This window comes from Bacillus sp. ME78, assembly GCF_903970865.1.
Taxonomy (GTDB): domain Bacteria; phylum Bacillota; class Bacilli; order Bacillales; family Bacillaceae_G; genus Bacillus_A; species Bacillus_A cereus.
The window spans coordinates 81,092-100,190 of sequence record NZ_CAJCKK010000004.1 but is presented as its reverse complement, the minus strand read 5'-3'; the positions used below and the strand labels follow the sequence as shown (position 1 = coordinate 100,190).

The following is a 19,099-nucleotide window of genomic DNA, read 5'->3' as shown; positions in this document are numbered from 1 at the left end:
AAACAACCGCCTTATTTAGACGGTTGTTTTTTTATGGAGTAACATCCAAACGTCTTTACTAGAAACAGGTTTGCTAATAAAGAATCCTTGAATGTGATCACAATTTTGTCTATGTAAAAATTCCCATTCTTCTTCCGTTTCTACACCTTCTGCAATCACTTCTAAATTTAGTTCTTTTGATAGTGTAATAATTGAAGAGACAATTGCTTCTTCTAAAGGGCTAGTTGTAATTCCACAAATAAACTCTCGAGCAATTTTTAATGTGTTAATTGGATATTTTGTTAAATAAGCTAAAGAACTATAACCAGTTCCAAAGTCATCGATTGAAATTTGAATGCCGAGATTTTGAAGCTGTTCTAGTTTTGCAACTACAGATTGATTTTGATTAATTGCGATGCTTTCCGTAATTTCAATATCTAGTGCTTCTGGTTTCAGTTCTGTTTCTTCCAACACCTTTGAAATAGTTGAGATTAAATCTGCATGGTTAAATTGAACAACAGATAAATTCACACCAACTTTTAAGTGAGAAAAACCTTGATTATGCCATCTTTTTGCCTCTAAACAGGCAGTACGTAAAATCCAATTACCAAGTTCAATAATAAAACCAGTTTCCTCTGCTAGAGGGATAAATTGGGCTGGAGATACGATGCCAAGTTTTGGATGCTTCCAACGTATTAATGCTTCAAAACCGATAATTTGTTTTGTTTTTGTGCTTACTTGTGGCTGGTATTCAAGGAAAAATTCATTTTGTTGTAATGCTTTTGAAAGTTCACCTTCTAAGAATTGAATTTCATTTTGAGCGATACTCATTTCTTTTGAGAAGAAAACAAATCTGTTTTTTCCATTTGCCTTCGCACGGTACATAGCCATATCAGCATTTTTCATTAACTCATTTACATCAGTTCCGTAATCAGGATACATCGCAATTCCGATACTTGGTGTAATAGAGAGTTCTTCGCCTTGAATGAAGAATGGTTTGTTTAAAATAGTTAAAATCTGTTCAGCTATAAAAATTGCACTTTTTTCTGAGTACATTTCTGGTAATAGAATGGTAAATTCATCTCCACCTTGGCGAGCGACGACATCTTTTGAACGCAAGCAACCGCGTAATCTTTTTGCTACTTCAATTAATAATAAATCTCCGACGTCATGACCAAGTCTATCGTTAATTTTTTTAAATCGATCTAAATCAAGGAATATGACGGCGACATCATTTGCGTTAGTTTGGGCTGTATTTAAAATGGCTTTTAAATCTTTTTCGAACTTTCGGCGATTTGGTAATCCAGTAAGTGCATCGTGAAAGGCTAAATGTTCTACTTGTTTTTGTTTTTCATATAAAGTGGTAATATCACGCGCTATCCCAAACATTCCGACCACTTCTTTGTTTATAAAAGTAGGGATAAGTGTAATATGGAGATAATAATAATAGCCTTCTTGTTCTTTTGTACGAACTTCTAACGTTTGTGGCCTACCTTCCTTTGTAATTTGTAAAGCCTTCTTTAGTAGTTCGTGGTCTTTTGAATCAATGAAGTGTACCAGAGAATAGCTTGCCACTTCGCAATAATAGGCAGTAAATAAGCTTTCGCATGCCTTATTAGAGTGTTGAAAAATGCCATTCATATTTAAAGAGAAAACGGCATCGGGATGATCTTCGAATAAAGATTTATAACGTTGTTCACTTTTTGATAATGCAAATGCACCTTCTTCAACTTCATCCTCTAGTTGTGTAGTCAACTGTTCATATGTATGGATTAGTGCTTGATTATCTTTCCACATGTAAAGTTGCCGCAAGAATAACAAAATAAGTGATAATACGAGACCGATTAACATGAACTTATCATCCCAAGGTTGAATGATAATAAAAGAAAAAGTAATAATTATACTAAAATAAGGTAGTATAAAACGTACATAATCGAATCGATAATATTTTGTTTTCGTTTCATGCTGCATTGGTTTATCTAAAATATATAGTATGGAAGAAAGTCCAATTAATAAAATAGAAGCAGTGTGTATTAAATAATTAATTTCAGCAGAAGTTTTCATCCCAAAGTTCAATTGAAACAGATGAATATAACCGTATATGAGTATAATAGTGAAGCCGATAATTAATGCGACTCTACTAGAAGAATATTGTTCTCTTCTATATAGGCTAATAACGGCGTAAATTACTAATGATTGTGCAATGAAATACCCAATTAAAATCCAAGTATCCTTTGTTAACATGCGGAAACTTGAAAGATCTAAGATAAAAGTTAAGGTGAAATAAATGTTCATAATAATAATAAAGATGCTATCGAATGAAAATTGCGAAAGCCCCTTAATAGAGTAATTCTTTATAAACTTTATAGCAAATCCAACAAAGAGCAAAATATATTGTATGATAAAAAAAGGCAATGCTTTATATGAAAATATAGATTGATCATGTATGGAAAGTGAACTAAGAAATAGGGTTATCTCCATAATTAATCCACATAGGCAAGTACATAGTAATAAAATCCAAAATAGTTTATCACTGCGTTTCATTTTCTTAATAGCTTTATATAAACAGTGGCAAGAAAAAAGTGCAGCGAAACAGAATAAGAAAAGAATCCCAATTTCCTTTATATGCGACTCATTTGGAATAAAGAGTATCCAAAGAGCGAATATAGATATGTATATTATGACAAATTGTACATACTTTTTTTGACTAATCATATTATGACTCCGTTTCAATAAAGTTGAATCTCGGGGGAATGCTAATTTAAATAATAGCATATAAAATAGGATGTTTTTTACTATAAAAATTACTTTTTTGAAAAAATGGTGCAAAGTTACAATTTACCACTGTAACTTTGCACCACTTATTCTTTTAATTCCTCTTATAGCAGAAAGTTCATCTATTAATTGGAATAGTGCTAAGTCTTTTTGTTTACTTTCAATCATAATATCGAAATTATGATTGTTTTTTTTTGCAACGTGTAAGAAGGGCTTGATAAACTCTAAATCGATATATTCAGCATGAGCCCTAAATTCTTTTTCCGATCTCGGAGAGGAAATGTGAACTTTAGGCGAGATATTTGTATGTGACCAAGTTTCAAAAATTGCAGGAAGCAACTCTTCTAGTGGTTCCTCGCAAAGATTGGCCATATGATGATGATAATCAAATACAAATGGAATATTTTCTTTTTGGCAAATTGATAAAGTTTCAGCGGTTGTATAGGTTTTATCATCATTTTCAAGAGTCATTTGTTTTTTTATATGTGCAGGAAGTTTTTTTATGTTTTCATGGAAGCGCTCAATTGCCTTTTCTTTATTTCCATAGGCTCCACCTACATGAATATTAATGTAAGAGGAATCTGCAATGCCTATAGCATCTAATACTTTATAATGATAAGTCATATCCGTAATAGCGTTAGTAGTAATATGTGGCTTGTCGCTTGTAAATAGCGTAAATTGATTTGGATGAAAACTTATTCGTAAATTGTGTTCTTTAATTAAAGCTCCTATTTTACGCCAAAGTGGTGTGAATACCCCAATATAGTCAAACTCGACTTCGGGATGTGTTGCAAGTGGGACGATTGAAGACGATAGGCGATATAGTGGGATTTCATGCGCTATATTGTAATGTAGGATACGTATTGTGTGCTCTAAATTTTGCTTTATAACATGGTACAGTTTGTCTTCTCGCTCTTGCTTGCTGAGTTTCTTAAAGCTTGTAAACGTCATTGTTTTGGCAGGAGAACAGTCCCAGAGTGCCATTGCATGTGAGACATATCCAAACCGCATAATCATATAAGATACACCTCTTTTATTCATTGTCTTTCCTATAAAAAGAAAGCAAGCATTGTTCCAATCCATTCCTTTCCTCTATCGATAAGAGAAGTTGGGTTTACATCGCTATAGGAAAGTATGGATGCATTCTTTAGGTCTTCATGGAATTTATTTTTTACTGTTTGAACGAAATGTTTACTATATAACAGGCAGTTTATTTCATGGTTAATATATAAACTTCTCATATCAAAGTTTGCTGTTCCGATATCACAAATATCATCATCCACTATAATAATTTTGGCGTGAAAAAAACCTTGTTGAAATGCATAAATATTGCAACCAGCCTGTATTAATTTTCGGCAGTATGGGAATTTTGCTTCTCGAACGAGAGGGTGATCAGCTTTTTCTGGAACAAGAATTGTGATTTGAACCCCTCTTTCTCTTGCTTTTAATAAGGCATTCATAATTTTTTTTCCAGGAATGAAATATGGTGTACCGATACAGATTTCTTTTTTTGCTCCGTTAATTAAATGTAAAAAAGTATGCTGTAAATAAGCACCATCAGTCGGAATAAATTGATGCAGTATGGTACCTGGGTTTTGTTTTGGAAAATAAAGAGAAGCATTCAATAAATCCTGTTTCGTATCATCAAACCAGTCATGCAAAAATTGCTTTTGTAAATCTTGAACCCCTTCTCCTGTAAGACGTAAATGATAGTCTCGCCATAATCCTAAATATTCATTATGCCCCAGATACTCTTCGCCGATATTAAATCCCCCGATATAGCCAGTTTTCCCATCAATCACTGTAATTTTTCTATGGTTTCTTTGATTGGCAGAAAAGAAAAGCAGAGGAAATTTTACCTTATGACAAAATGAAAAAGATACACCATGTTTTCGGAGGGAGCGAATAGCTTCGTTTGATAAAGAATGGCTGCCAAATCGATCAAGTAAAAGTCGTACTTCAATTCCTTCCTGAGCCTTATCAATCAGCAAATTTAAAAATTCACGACTGATTTTATCGTTTTTTACAATGAAGAATAAAATATGAATGTGGTGCTGTGCTTGTTTTATATCAGTAAATAAAGCGTCATACAAATCTTTCCCGTATGTATAAAGGTGAAAATCACTTTGACGTAAAGGGAAAGTGCGAGAGCTTACCCGTTTTAAATGAAGAAATCTCCCGTATGAAAGATCAATTGTAATCCAAAGAGCAACGGATATTAACAAAAGAGATAAGTAGAGCATCAGTGAATTCCCTCCTTCACATTCTTTTCACCTTCAGTGTGTTACAAATGATACGGGTAGCACGGCTGTTATTATAAATTTCATCAGATGATAGTATGTTGCACTGATTAAAGTTTCACTTTATAGTTTCACCGAAATAAACAGCTTTATGAAAAAATGTGTTGTTCTATAACAAAAAACTGTTGACTGAATGCTCACTCATTATATAATGGGGATAGGGGATATAATTCAGAAAATTATATATTTTTGAAGATTCAAAAAAGAAAGAGGGCTTACAAAGAGAGGGGTAGCATAAAAATGAATAGCTTACTGATCATTAATTGGCTGGCTGCCATTGCTGTTATTGCTTATGCAGGATATTTGTTTGTATATCTTATACGGACGAGAATGGCCTACATACAATTAGGAAAAAAAATTGAATTTGACCGTCGTTTTAAAGAGCGTTGGGATCTCCTTAAGGTCAATGTTTTCGGTCAGAAAAAGCTGCTGAAAGATAAGAAAAGCGGCATCATTCACGTTATGTTCTTTTACGGATTTATTCTTGTCCAATTTGGAGCAATTGACTTCGTTTGGAAAGGACTCGCACCAGGATCACATCTTCCACTTGGACCACTATACCCTGCATTTACATTCTTCCAGGAAATTGTCACACTTGTTATTTTAATTGCAGTATTTTGGGCTTTTCATAGACGTTATGTAGAAAAGCTTGTTCGTTTAAAACGTAACTTCAAATCAGGTCTTGTTCTTATCTTTATCGGTGGCTTAATGATTTCTGTGCTACTTGGTAACGGTATGGGACTTATATGGCATGGTGAGGAGCTTTCATGGAGTGAACCAATCGCTTCTGCAATCGCTTACGTTTTTAGCGGGATAAATGAAACCGTAGCCATTTCAGTGTTCTATTTTTCTTGGTGGGTGCATTTACTAATTTTGTTAACGTTTTTAGTCTATGTTCCACAATCAAAACATGCGCATTTAATTGCGGGACCAGCTAATGTATTCTTCGGTCGTCTTTCAAACCCAGGAAAGCTTGAAAAGATTGATTTTGAAGATGAAACACAAGAAACATTTGGTGTTGGTAAAATTGAAGACTTTAGACAAAATCAACTTATTGACTTATACGCTTGTGTAGAGTGTGGTCGTTGTACAAATATGTGTCCGGCAACAGGAACAGGAAAAATGTTATCGCCGATGGACTTAATTTTAAAACTTCGTGATCATTTAACTGATAAAGGAGCTGCGGTAACATCAAAAGCACCGTGGGTTCCAGTAGTTGCCTTCAATAATACACAAGGAAATCAGTTAGCGATGATGGCAGCTGGAAAAGGACAACAAGAATCAGCGGCTACAACTCTCGCTTACGATCCGAGTTTAATCGGAGATGTTATTACAGAAGAAGAGATTTGGGCATGTACAACGTGTCGTAACTGTGAAGATCAATGTCCAGTTATGAATGAGCATGTTGACAAAATTATTGATTTACGTCGATATCTCGTTTTAACAGAAGGAAAAATGGACGCGGAAGCACAACGCGCGATGACAAATATCGAGCGTCAAGGGAATCCGTGGGGTCTGAACCGTAAAGAGCGTGAAACATGGCGCCAAGGTGATGAAGAAGTAACAGTTCCAACTGTAAAAGAAAAATCAAAAGCTGGGGAGGAATTCGAGTATTTATTCTGGGTTGGTTCAATGGGATCATACGACAATCGTAGTCAGAAGATTGCGATATCGTTTGCGAAGTTAATGAACGAAGCAGGCATTTCATTCGCAATTCTCGGTAATAAAGAAAAGAATTCTGGAGATACACCACGCCGCCTTGGAAATGAATTTGTATTCCAAGAGATGGCGACAAAGAATATCGAAGAATTTGAAAAGGCAGGAGTGAAGAAAATCGTTACGATTGATCCTCATGCTTATAACACATTTAAAAATGAGTATCTGGACTTTGGCTTGCAAGCAGAAGTCTATCATCATACAGAATTGTTAGCTCAGTGGGTGAAAGAAGGACGCTTAAAGCCTGTTCACGCTATTGAAGAAACAGTTACGTACCATGATTCCTGTTATTTAGGAAGATACAACGAAGTGTACGAAGCGCCACGTGATATTTTGAAAGCGATTCCTGGAGTGAATCTTGTAGAAATGGCACGTAACCGTGAAACTGGAATGTGCTGTGGCGCAGGTGGTGGCTTAATGTGGATGGAAGAAACAACAGGTTCTCGTATTAACGTTGCTCGTACAGAACAAGCATTAGCTGTACAGCCATCCATTATCGGTACAGGTTGTCCATATTGCTTAACGATGATCAGTGATGGAACGAAAGCGAAAGAGGTAGAAGAGAAAGTTCAAACTCTTGATGTGACAGAGATTTTAGAACGATCTGTTATCGGACAGAAAAAAGAAGCGATGTAGTTTATAAGAATGTATACAACTTTAGAAAGAGGTGCAATGATTGCACCTCTTCTCAACGTAGGGATACCGAGCGAGCGCTCAGTGTTAAAAAATGAAATGGGGGAAAGAAACATGAGTAAAACAGTTATTTTAAGTGCTGCAAGAACACCAGTTGGAAAATTTGGAGGATCTTTAAAAGATGTAAAAGCGACGGAACTTGGAGGAATTGCAATTAAAGCAGCGCTTGAAAGAGCAAATGTTGCGGCTAGTGATGTTGAAGAAGTTATATTTGGAACGGTTATTCAGGGGGGACAGGGGCAAATTCCATCGCGTCAAGCTGCAAGGGCTGCTGGAATCCCTTGGGAAGTGCAGACGGAAACAGTGAATAAAGTTTGTGCATCAGGACTTCGTGCGGTTACGTTAGCGGATCAAATTATTCGTACTGGCGATCAATCACTGATTGTAGCTGGCGGTATGGAGTCGATGAGTAATACTCCTTACATTTTACGCGGAGCAAGATGGGGATACAGAATGGGCAACAATGAAGTTATTGATTTAAACGTTGCTGACGGTTTAACATGCGCATTTTCAGGTACACACATGGGTGTTTATGGCGGAGAAGTTGCGAAGGAAGATGGAATTTCTCGCGAAGCGCAAGATGAATGGGCATATCGTAGCCATCAGCGTGCGGTTTCAGCGCATAAAGAAGGACGTTTTGAAGAGGAAATCGTACCAGTAACGATCCCGCAAAGAAAAGGCGATCCTATTGTCGTTGCAAAGGATGAGGCGCCACGTGAAGATACAACGATTGAAAAGTTAGCAAAGTTAAAACCTGTATTTGATAAGGAAGCGGCAGTGACAGCTGGTAATGCGCCAGGACTAAACGATGGTGGTGCCGCACTTGTGTTAATGAGCGAAGACAGAGCGAAGCAAGAAGGAAGAAAGCCATTAGCGACAATTTTGGCGCATACAGCAATTGCAGTGGAATCTAAAGATTTCCCAAGAACGCCAGGTTATGCAATTAACGCATTGCTTGAAAAAACAGGCAAGACAATTGAAGACATCGATTTATTCGAGATTAATGAAGCATTTGCAGCAGTAGCAATTGCAAGTACAGAAATCGCAGGAATCGATCCAGAAAAATTGAATGTAAATGGCGGCGCAGTGGCGATGGGACATCCAATTGGAGCAAGCGGAGCGCGCATTATCGTAACACTAATCCATGCACTTAAGCAGCGCGGCGGCGGAATTGGAATTGCTTCGATTTGTAGCGGTGGCGGTCAAGGAGACGCAGTGATGATTGAAGTTCACTAATTAAAGTTCGAGGGTATAAAATTTATTAACAATTAAGGGGGAAGAAAAAATGGGTGTACAAAACATTGTTGTAATTGGTGCAGGGCAAATGGGATCAGGAATTGCACAAGTATGTGCAATGGCAGGGTATGACGTGAAGGTACAAGATTTAAAACAAGAGCAATTAGATAGAGGATTGGCTATCATTACGAAAAATTTAGCGCGCCAAGTAGAAAAAGGACGCATGAAGGAAGAAGAGAAGGAAGCGACATTAAATCGTCTTACAGTAACGCTTGATTTAGATTGTGTGAAAGAAGCGGATCTTATTATTGAAGCAGCTGTTGAGAAAATGGATATTAAAAAGAAAATCTTTGCGAATCTAGATGAAATTGCTCCAGAACACGCAATTTTAGCGACAAATACGTCATCTCTGCCAATTACAGAAATTGCAGCGGTAACGAAGCGTCCGGAAAAAGTAATCGGCATGCACTTTATGAATCCAGTTCCAGTTATGAAGCTTGTTGAGATTATTCGTGGTTTGGCTACAGATGATGCAGTATATGAAGCAATTGAAGATATTACGAAAAAAATTGGGAAAGTACCAGTTGAAGTAAATGATTTCCCAGGTTTTGTATCAAACCGCATTTTGCTACCGATGATTAACGAAGCAATTTATACGTTATATGAAGGTGTAGCGACGAAAGAAGCAATTGATGAGGTCATGAAGCTTGGTATGAACCATCCGATGGGGCCTTTGACACTCGCTGATTTTATCGGTTTAGATACGTGTTTATACATTATGGAAGTGTTGCATGAAGGATTAGGAGATAGTAAATATCGCCCATGTCCGTTATTACGTAAGTATGTGAATGCAGGATGGTTAGGGCGTAAAACAGGTCGTGGATTCTACGTTTACGAATAAATGCCCCTTTTGTTACAAAATAGTGGTCTTACCAAATTATTTAAAGGATATATAGCAAATGGAGGCGGAATATATGAACTTTCGTTTTAATGAAGAGCAGCAAATGATGAGGAAAATGGTTCGGGATTTTGCACAGAAGGAAATAGCTCCCTTTGTTCCTAGTATGGAACAAGGGGTGTTCCCGAAAGAGATTTTGCAAAAGATGGGTGATCTTGGATTAATGGGTATTCCAGCACCTGCAAAATACGGCGGGGCAGAAATGGATTTTATTTCTTATATTCTAGCAATTGAGGAAATCTCAAAGGTAAGTGCAACAGTTGGTGTAATTTTAGCTGTACATACGTCAGTTGGAATGAATCCGATTTTATATTTCGGAACAGAAGAACAGAAGAAAAAATATGTTTCTAAACTTGCAACCGGGGAATATTTAGGCGCATTTGCTTTAACAGAGCCAAATGCAGGATCAGATGCAGGGAGTTTGAAATCAAGAGCTGTCAAAAAAGGCGATCATTATATTATTAATGGATCGAAAGTGTTTATTACAAATGGTGGTGAAGCAAGTACATACATTGTATTCGCTTCTACAAATCCAGAGGCAGGGAAAAGTGGTATTTCTGCATTTATAGTAGAGAAAGATACACCTGGTTTAATCATCGGAAAAGATGAACATAAGATGGGGCTCCTTGGTTCTCGTACAGTACAACTTACTTTTGAAGATATGAAAGTGCCAGCGGAGAATTTACTTGGGGAAGAAGGACAAGGATTCAAGGTGGCGATGGCGAATTTAGATGTTGGGCGAATTGGAATCGGTGCACAGGCGTTAGGAATTGCTGAAGCGGCGCTTGCATGTGCGATTGATTATGCAAAAGAACGAGAACAATTTGGGAAACCAATTGCGGCGCAGCAAGGGATTGGCTTCAAGCTTGCAGATATGGCAACAAGTGTCGAAGCAGCAAGGTTACTCGTATATAGAGCGGCGTCTCTTAGGGCACAAGGATTACCATGCGGTAAAGAAGCATCTATTGCGAAATTATTTACTTCTAAGACAGCGGTTGAAGTCGCGATTGAGGCGGTGCAAGTATTTGGTGGTTACGGTTATACGAAAGAATATCCAGTAGAACGATTTTTCCGTGATGCGAAGATCACGCAAATATATGAAGGAACAAGTGAAATACAGAAACTTGTTATTAGCCGTGCTTTATAAAAGGGCGAGGGGGAGACGGAGATGCATTTTAAACTATCAGAAGAACATGAAATGATAAGAAAAATGGTTCGAGATTTTGCTAAAAATGAAGTAGCACCAACAGCAGCTGAGCGTGATGAGGAAGAGCGATTTGATCGAGAGTTATTTGATCAAATGGCAGAGCTTGGTTTAACCGGTATTCCATGGCCTGAAGAGTACGGTGGAATTGGAAGCGATTACTTAGCGTACGTAATTGCGATTGAAGAATTATCTCGAGTTTGTGCTTCAACAGGTGTAACACTATCTGCGCATACTTCACTTGCAGGATGGCCAATTTTTAAATTTGGGACAGAAGAACAAAAGCAAAAGTTTTTACGACCGATGGCTGAAGGGAAGAAAATTGGTGCATACGGCTTAACGGAGCCAGCATCTGGATCGGATGCTGGTGGAATGAAGACAATCGCAAAGAGAGATGGCGACCATTATATTTTAAATGGATCAAAAATTTTCATTACAAATGGCGGTATTGCTGATATTTATGTTGTTTTTGCGCTAACTGATCCTGAATCGAAGCAGCGCGGTACGAGTGCATTTATTGTAGAAAGTGATACACCGGGATTTTCAGTTGGGAAGAAGGAGAGCAAGCTAGGGATTCGCTCTTCACCAACGACTGAAATTATGTTTGAAGATTGCCGTATTCCGGTAGAGAATCTACTTGGAGAAGAGGGGCAAGGATTTAAAGTTGCGATGCAAACATTAGATGGAGGTCGTAACGGTATTGCGGCGCAAGCTGTTGGTATTGCACAAGGGGCTTTAGATGCTTCTGTAGAATATGCAAGGGAGCGCCATCAATTTGGAAAACCAATTGCGGCGCAGCAAGGGATTGGCTTTAAACTTGCGGATATGGCAACAGATGTAGAAGCGGCACGCCTTTTGACATATCAAGCGGCTTGGCTTGAATCAGAAGGGCTTCCGTATGGAAAAGAATCAGCGATGTCAAAAGTATTTGCAGGGGATACAGCGATGAAGGTGACGACTGAAGCGGTGCAAGTATTTGGTGGTTACGGTTATACGAAAGATTATCCAGTAGAGCGTTATATGCGAGATGCAAAGATTACACAAATATATGAAGGAACACAAGAGATTCAGAGGCTTGTAATTTCTCGTATGTTAACGAAGTAGGAACGAAAGCGTAGGTATTCTCCTACGCTTTTTCCTTCCAAAAAATAATAGAGAGAGGTGAAGGGAATGGTTAAACATAATGTACATGCATCGGTGAAAGATGAAAAATTAGTTGCGTTAAGACGTGAGCAAATGATTAAAGGTGCGGTGCAACTGTTTAAACAAAAAGGATTTCCGCGTACAACAACGAGAGAGATTGCAAAAGCGGCTGGATTTAGTATAGGGACACTTTATGAGTACATTCGTACAAAAGATGATGTTTTGTATTTAGTTTGTGATAGTATATATGAACATGTAAAAGAACGATTAGAGGAAGTAGTATGTACAGAAAAAGGGAGTATAGAAAGTTTAAAGGTAGCGATAACGAATTACTTTAAAGTGATGGACGAATTACAAGAAGAAGTATTAATTATGTATCAAGAAGTACGTTTTTTACCGAAAGAATCTCTCCCATATGTATTAGAAAAAGAGTTTCAAATGGTAGGAATGTTTGAGGATATTTTAGAACAGTGTACGGAAAATGGAACATTTATATTAAATAAAAAAGAAATACAGCTTCTTGCACATAATATTTTTATACAAGGACAAATGTGGGGGTTTAGACGTTGGGCACTGCAAAAACTGTATACGCTCGAAGAATATACAGAAATGCAAATTAGGTATGTGTTGCAAGGTGCCCATATGCTTCCGAAATAAGGAACAGACAAATTATTAATTTTATTACCATATAAAAGTTTCCCGTTTTTTTTGTAGCATATTTGTGCGACTTTTGTTTATAATGAATAGTATGGATTTTTTTAGGCAGACCGTTATATATAAGGTTATATTTGATGAAAGGAAGTGCCGCATAAGTGAATTTTAAGCAATATTCACCAGAAGAGCTAAAAGAATGTTCAATGATTGAAGTTGTACATAGCGTTTTAGGGGATAAAAGACAAGCAACGACATTCAACGAGTTGGTTCAAGAAATCGCTCAAGTGCTGGGACTATCTCAAGAGCAAGTTAATGCGAAACTCGCACAATTTTATACAGACTTAAACATCGATGGACGTTTCATTAATTTAGGAGAAAATCGTTGGGGACTACGCAGCTGGTACCCATATGAGCAAATTGATGAAGAAATCTTACCGCAGCCAAAACCGAAGAAGAAACGTAAAGTTGAAGAAGACGGTTTTGACGACTACATTGAAGAAGATGAAGATGACTTTGACGATGCAGACGGAAATGTAGACGAAGAAGATGATGTAGAAGATTTGGACAAGGTTCTTGAAGATGAAGACGGAGATGACGACGATCTTGATGATTTAGAAGAGGATGAAGACGACGACTTCGCTGAAGAAGAACTTGAGTATGATGAAACTGAAGAAGAAGAAGAGGAAGAACTGTAGTTCTTGACTTTTCATTATCGTCCATGTAGAATCATTTTTGGGCTCTTTAAAAAAGGACGATAATACTTTTAAAGTGTAAATATAAAAGAAAATTGCTCCCTACTTGTTACTTTATGTGATGAGGGGAGCAATTTTCTTTTTTGTTTTTTGTTTAGAAAATAAAAAGAGTCTAACAATAAGATGGATACAGTGTTATCTACATACGTTGCGCTTTGCAACGGTGATTATATAACAGCAAAATAGAAGGGAGCTTTTTCATGACTAAGTATATTTTTGTAACAGGCGGTGTAGTATCGTCTTTAGGGAAAGGTATTACAGCAGCATCTCTTGGAAGACTTTTAAAAAATCGTGGTTTAAATGTAACGATTCAAAAGTTTGATCCATACATTAACGTAGACCCAGGGACTATGAGCCCATACCAACACGGTGAGGTATTCGTAACAGATGATGGCGCAGAAACTGACTTAGACCTTGGTCACTATGAGCGTTTTATCGACATTAACTTAAACAAATACAGCAACGTAACAACAGGTAAAATTTACTCTTCAGTTCTTCAAAAAGAGCGTCGCGGTGAATATCTAGGAGGAACAGTTCAAGTTATTCCTCACATTACTAACGAAATTAAAGAGCGCGTATATCGTTCTGGCCGTGAAACAAATGCGGATGTTGTTATTACAGAAATCGGTGGAACTGTTGGTGATATCGAGTCTCTACCATTCTTAGAAGCAATCCGTCAAATTAAGAGCGACATCGGTCGTGACAATGTAATGTACATTCACTGTACGTTAATCCCGTACTTAAAAGCAGCGGGTGAAATGAAAACAAAACCAACGCAACATAGCGTTAAAGAACTTCGTAGCTTAGGTATTCAACCAAACATTATCGTTGTTCGTACAGAACTTCCTGTTTCTCAAGATATGAAAGACAAGCTTGCATTATTCTGTGACATCGATACAAAAGCAGTTATCGAAGCTCGCGATGCAGATACTTTATATGCGGTTCCATTATCTCTTCAAGAACAAAACATGGACCAAATCGTTTGTGATCACTTAAAATTAGACAATCCAGCTGCAGATATGACAGAGTGGACTGCGCTAGTTAACAAAGTACGTAACCTTTCTAAGAAAACAAAAATCGCTCTTGTTGGTAAATATGTAGAACTTCAAGATGCATATATTTCTGTTGTAGAAGCACTTCGTCATGCTGGTTACTCATTCGACACAGATGTAGAAGTAAAATGGGTAAATGCTGAGCACGTAACAGCAGAAAACGTAAAAGAATTAGTTGGCGATACAGATGGTATCCTTGTACCAGGTGGCTTCGGCGATCGTGGTGTAGAAGGTAAAATCGTTGCGATTCAATATGCTCGTGAAAACAAAGTTCCATTCTTAGGAATTTGCTTAGGTATGCAACTTGCATCAATCGAATTCGCACGTAATGTATTAGGTTTAGAAGGTGCTAACTCTTCTGAAATCAATCCTGATACGCCATATGCAATCATTGACTTATTACCAGAACAAAAAGATGTAGAGGACTTAGGTGGTACACTTCGTCTTGGTCTATACCCATGTAAGCTTGCTGAAGAAACAAATGCTTACAATGCTTATAATGAGCCGGTTGTATATGAGCGTCATCGTCATCGTTATGAGTTCAACAACCAGTTCCGTCCGGATATGGAAAAAGAAGGATTCGTATTCTCTGGTACAAGCCCAGACGGCCGTCTAGTTGAAATCATTGAATTAAAAGACCACCCTTGGTTCGTGGCAGCACAGTTCCACCCAGAACTTGTTTCTCGTCCAAACCGTCCACAACCATTGTTCCATGACTTCGTAAGAGCTTCTATTACGAATAAAGAGAGCAAGTAATAAAAAAAGCGCCGCCACTTTAAAGTGACGGCGCTTTTTTTAATATTCGTTTAACATTTCATCGATTGTAAATTTGATTCCGTGATAAGCAAATAAAGCTACTATTAAGCTTGGGAACCCGTAGCGATTACCTTCATCGTCTGGAATAAGACCTTTTAACAGTTTTGTATCAATATGTACGTCTGTATATTGTTCCAGTGATTCCGTACCTTCTTGAAGAGCAGAAATGCCGACAATAGAGTGTCCCTCTTCTTGTAGTTTTTTTGCAATTTCTACAACCGCTTCATCTGTTGAAAAACGGCTAATAAGAAGTACACGATCCGCAGAGGTTACTTCTGCTTCTTTACCATTTGCAAATAAGCGTTTTGCTTGCTTCATTGGTTCAGCACCGAATAGTGCTTCGGCAACAACGCCCTCCATTTCATTTGTACCATATAAATAAATGAAACCATCGCCAACTAGTGCTTGAGCAAGTAAACGAGCACTATCTTCTATATTCATTTCTTCTTTTTGAGAAACTCTGGAGAAATAACCACTTAATTGAGTTGAAAAAATTTTTAACATAATGTTACTCCCTTCGTACGTGTTTGCCGGCTTTCATTATAGTTTATTTTTTTAGAAAGGTGAAATCGTAGGGTAGCATAACAAAATAGGAAACGGTAAAATAAGAAAGAATAGGAAGGAATTTGCCAAAGAATAGCGAAAATAAATCGTTAAGATATAAGAAGCTTTAAATCTTGTACTTACACAGAAAGGTTGGGAATTATGGAAGGTAAAATTTTAATTGTTGATGATCAATATGGGATTCGTGTGTTATTACATGAAGTGTTCCAAAAAGAAGGTTATCAGACATTCCAAGCAGCGAATGGATTTCAAGCTTTAGATATCGTGAAAAAAGATAATCCAGATTTAGTAGTGTTAGATATGAAAATTCCAGGCATGGATGGTATAGAGATTTTAAAGCATGTAAAAGAAATTGATGAGAGTATTAAAGTCATTTTAATGACTGCTTATGGAGAGCTTGATATGATCCAAGAAGCAAAAGATTTAGGAGCTTTAATGCATTTTGCTAAACCATTTGATATTGATGAAATTCGTCAAGCTGTGAGAAATGAGCTCGCTGTAGAGGCGTAAAAATGAATTTTTTATAAAAAATATGGAAAAAAGCGTTTACATGGACTATTGTGCAGGTGAATACGGTTGAGTTTTTGAGTACAAGTTGTTATCCTATTGAGTGTAGAAAAAAGTCCGGTATGTAGATATACATATTTTACCTTATTCTGGTCATACTACCAGCGATAAGAACTTATCGGATACAAAAAACGTTTTTTAGGAGGATTCACCATGCCTTTAGTTTCTATGAAAGAAATGCTAAACAAAGCACTAGAAGGAAAATACGCAGTTGGTCAATTCAACATGAACAACTTAGAGTGGACTCAAGCTATCTTAGCTGCTGCGGAAGAAGAAAAATCTCCTGTAATCCTAGGTGTATCTGAGGGTGCAGCTCGTCATATGACTGGTTTCAAAACAGTTGTAGCTATGGTTAAAGCTTTAATCGAAGAAATGAACATCACTGTTCCTGTAGCGATTCACCTTGACCATGGTTCAAGCTTCGAAAAATGTAAAGAAGCAATCGATGCAGGTTTCACATCTGTAATGATCGACGCTTCTCACCACCCATTCGAAGAAAACGTTGAAACTACTAAACAAGTAGTAGAATACGCACACGCTCGTAACGTATCTGTTGAAGCTGAGCTTGGAACAGTTGGCGGACAAGAAGACGACGTAATCGCTGAAGGCGTAATTTACGCTGACCCAGCAGAGTGTAAGCACCTTGTTGAAGCAACAGGTATCGATTGCCTAGCTCCAGCTTTAGGTTCTGTACACGGTCCTTACAAAGGTGAGCCTAACTTAGGATTCGCTGAAATGGAACAAGTTCGTGACTTCACTGGCGTACCTTTAGTATTACACGGTGGTACTGGTATCCCAACTGCTGATATCGTAAAAGCTATCTCTTTAGGTACTTCAAAAATCAACGTAAACACTGAGAACCAAATCGAGTTTACAAAAGCTGTTCGTGAAGTATTAAACAAAGACCAAGAAGTTTACGATCCTCGTAAATTTATTGGACCTGGCCGCGACGCTATTAAAGCAACTGTTGCTGGTAAAATGCGTGAGTTCGGTTCTAACGGTAAAGCGTAAGAATAAAATTCCGTTTTGGAAACCGTCTAGTCTTTTAGACGGTTTCCTTTCGTTGTATAATGAAAGCGTGAACAAGTCGAAAGATTTTATCATTTTTGGTTTTTAAATAGAAAATAATGTGCATAGTCCTATTAATAAATGTGATAACGTATCTAAATTGATAAAGTGAATTCGATGAATAGTTGATCTTTATCTATTCGTGCTACAGGGGAAATAGAGATAATGGTTTCCTATTTATTGAGTTTTGGGATGGAAAGAGTAATTGAGATTCTTAAGGGGAGCTTTCTATAAAAAGATAGAAAGTAAATACATTCACAAGAAGGGAGCTCAATATGGAAAAATTGCTAATTGAAGGCGGAAGAGCTTTAAATGGAACAATTCGAGTAAGCGGTGCAAAGAACAGTGCTGTTGCATTAATTCCAGCGACAATTTTAGCAGATACTCCAGTAACTATTGGTGGTGTCCCTAATATTTCGGACGTGAAAATGTTAGGCGACTTACTAGAGGAAATTGGAGGGAAAGTAACTTATGGACAGGAGGAAGAGATGGTAGTCGATCCTTCTAACATGGTTGCAATGCCTTTGCCAAATGGAAAAGTGAAAAAATTGCGCGCTTCTTATTATTTAATGGGTGCGATGCTTGGCCGTTTTAAAAAAGCTGTTATTGGGCTTCCGGGTGGATGTCACTTAGGACCGAGGCCGATTGATCAGCATATTAAAGGGTTTGAAGCGCTAGGTGCACATGTTACAAATGAACAAGGTGCCATCTATTTAAGAGCAGATGAACTACATGGAGCACGTATTTATTTAGATGTTGTTAGTGTGGGGGCTACGATTAATATTATGCTAGCAGCTGTACGAGCAAAAGGTAGAACTGTTATTGAAAATGCAGCGAAAGAGCCCGAGATTATTGATGTAGCTACATTGTTAACAAGCATGGGAGCACGTATTAAAGGTGCTGGTACAGATGTAATCCGAATAGATGGTGTGGACTCTTTACATGGTTGTCACCATACTATCATCCCAGATCGTATTGAAGCTGGTACGTATATGATTCTAGGAGCTGCATCAGGAGGAGAAGTAACGGTTGATAACGTTATTCCTCAGCATTTAGAATCAGTTACTGCTAAGCTAAGAGAAGCTGGTGTTCAAGTTGAAACGAATGATGATCAAATTACAGTGAACGGTAATAGAAAGTTAAAAGTAGTTGATATCAAAACGCTTGTATATCCAGGTTTTCCAACAGATTTACAACAGCCGTTTACGACGCTTTTAACAAAGGCGCACGGGACGGGAGTTGTAACAGATACAATTTACGGTGCCCGTTTCAAACACATTGATGAATTACGTCGTATGAATGCTCAAATTAAAGTAGAAGGTCGTTCGGCAATTGTAACTGGTCCTGTGTTACTGCAAGGTGCAAAAGTGAAGGCGAGTGATTTACGAGCAGGAGCAGCACTTGTTATTGCAGGGTTAATGGCAGATGGAATTACAGAAGTAACAGGACTTGAGCATATTGATCGAGGTTATGAGAATATAGTGGACAAGCTTAAAGGGCTTGGAGCAAACATTTGGCGAGAACAAATGACAAAACAAGAAATTGAAGAGATGAAGAACGCATAAGTGATACTTCCGTAAGGGGGAAGCGAAGCATCACTACTTGCGGAAGTACACTTTATA

General features: G+C 37.6%; 15 protein-coding genes. 11 read left to right on the top strand and 4 right to left on the bottom strand.

The window, feature by feature from the left end; all coding sequences use genetic code 11:
- Positions 1 to 15 precede the first annotated feature (15 nt).
- From H6481_RS07585 to cls, 3 genes are all read right to left on the bottom strand, one after another.
- On the bottom strand, positions 16 to 2,694 hold the full coding sequence (locus H6481_RS07585; protein WP_097920062.1) for a DUF4084 domain-containing protein: 2,679 nt from the start codon (positions 2,692 to 2,694) through the stop codon (positions 16 to 18).
- 123 nt (positions 2,695 to 2,817) lie between these two features.
- On the bottom strand, positions 2,818 to 3,771 hold the full coding sequence (gene uvsE / locus H6481_RS07580; protein ID WP_014482183.1) for a UV DNA damage repair endonuclease UvsE: 954 nt from the start codon (positions 3,769 to 3,771) through the stop codon (positions 2,818 to 2,820).
- A 32-nt stretch (positions 3,772 to 3,803) separates the two neighbouring features.
- On the bottom strand, positions 3,804 to 4,997 hold the full coding sequence (gene cls, locus H6481_RS07575; protein WP_000966410.1) for a cardiolipin synthase: 1,194 nt from the start codon (positions 4,995 to 4,997) through the stop codon (positions 3,804 to 3,806).
- Positions 4,998 to 5,294: 297 nt separating this feature from the next.
- Between cls and H6481_RS07570 the strand changes: the two genes are divergently transcribed.
- The 8 genes from H6481_RS07570 to pyrG all read left to right on the top strand — a co-directional run bounded on the left by H6481_RS07570 (position 5,295) and on the right by pyrG (position 15,218).
- Complete coding sequence (locus H6481_RS07570; protein WP_182811334.1) at positions 5,295 to 7,406, top strand: (Fe-S)-binding protein; 2,112 nt, start codon at positions 5,295 to 5,297, stop codon at positions 7,404 to 7,406.
- 9 nt (positions 7,407 to 7,415) lie between these two features.
- A complete protein-coding gene (locus tag H6481_RS07565) occupies positions 7,416 to 8,699 on the top strand; it encodes an acetyl-CoA C-acetyltransferase (RefSeq protein ID WP_003272453.1) in 1,284 nt (427 codons plus the stop codon).
- Positions 8,700 to 8,748: 49 nt separating this feature from the next.
- Positions 8,749 to 9,600, top strand: coding sequence for a 3-hydroxybutyryl-CoA dehydrogenase (locus H6481_RS07560; RefSeq protein WP_000538874.1), 852 nt, complete (start codon positions 8,749 to 8,751; stop codon positions 9,598 to 9,600).
- Between the two features lie 73 nt (positions 9,601 to 9,673).
- Positions 9,674 to 10,804, top strand: coding sequence for an acyl-CoA dehydrogenase (locus H6481_RS07555; RefSeq protein ID WP_182811332.1), 1,131 nt, complete (start codon positions 9,674 to 9,676; stop codon positions 10,802 to 10,804).
- Positions 10,805 to 10,825: 21 nt separating this feature from the next.
- Positions 10,826 to 11,965 (top strand): acyl-CoA dehydrogenase AcdA, encoded by a 1,140-nt coding sequence (gene acdA, locus H6481_RS07550; protein WP_000545539.1) that lies wholly within the window; start codon positions 10,826 to 10,828, stop codon positions 11,963 to 11,965.
- Positions 11,966 to 12,031: 66 nt separating this feature from the next.
- The gene (locus H6481_RS07545) at positions 12,032 to 12,661 is read left to right on the top strand and encodes a TetR/AcrR family transcriptional regulator (protein WP_000238601.1); all 630 of its coding nucleotides are present in this window, start codon (positions 12,032 to 12,034) and stop codon (positions 12,659 to 12,661) included.
- 155 nt (positions 12,662 to 12,816) lie between these two features.
- The gene (gene rpoE, locus H6481_RS07540) at positions 12,817 to 13,353 is read left to right on the top strand and encodes a DNA-directed RNA polymerase subunit delta (RefSeq protein ID WP_023523567.1); all 537 of its coding nucleotides are present in this window, start codon (positions 12,817 to 12,819) and stop codon (positions 13,351 to 13,353) included.
- 257 nt (positions 13,354 to 13,610) lie between these two features.
- Positions 13,611 to 15,218 carry a CTP synthase gene (pyrG, locus tag H6481_RS07535; RefSeq protein ID WP_000170447.1) on the top strand — a complete coding sequence of 536 codons (1,608 nt, stop codon included), beginning with the start codon at positions 13,611 to 13,613 and terminating at the stop codon, positions 15,216 to 15,218.
- A gap of 39 nt (positions 15,219 to 15,257) precedes the next feature.
- On the opposite strand, the gene H6481_RS07530 is transcribed toward pyrG, so the two are convergent.
- Positions 15,258 to 15,782 (bottom strand): DUF2529 domain-containing protein, encoded by a 525-nt coding sequence (locus H6481_RS07530; RefSeq protein ID WP_182811329.1) that lies wholly within the window; start codon positions 15,780 to 15,782, stop codon positions 15,258 to 15,260.
- A gap of 201 nt (positions 15,783 to 15,983) precedes the next feature.
- On the opposite strand from H6481_RS07530, the gene spo0F reads away from it, so the two are divergent.
- The 3 genes from spo0F (at position 15,984) to murA (ending at position 19,042) form a co-directional block, all read left to right on the top strand.
- Complete coding sequence (gene spo0F / locus H6481_RS07525; protein WP_000398594.1) at positions 15,984 to 16,352, top strand: sporulation initiation phosphotransferase Spo0F; 369 nt, start codon at positions 15,984 to 15,986, stop codon at positions 16,350 to 16,352.
- 210 nt (positions 16,353 to 16,562) lie between these two features.
- Entirely contained in the window at positions 16,563 to 17,420 is an 858-nt protein-coding gene (locus H6481_RS07520; protein ID WP_001131856.1) for a class II fructose-bisphosphate aldolase, read from the top strand.
- A 332-nt stretch (positions 17,421 to 17,752) separates the two neighbouring features.
- Positions 17,753 to 19,042 carry a UDP-N-acetylglucosamine 1-carboxyvinyltransferase gene (gene murA, locus H6481_RS07515; protein ID WP_000413248.1) on the top strand — a complete coding sequence of 430 codons (1,290 nt, stop codon included), beginning with the start codon at positions 17,753 to 17,755 and terminating at the stop codon, positions 19,040 to 19,042.
- Positions 19,043 to 19,099: the final 57 nt, after the last annotated feature.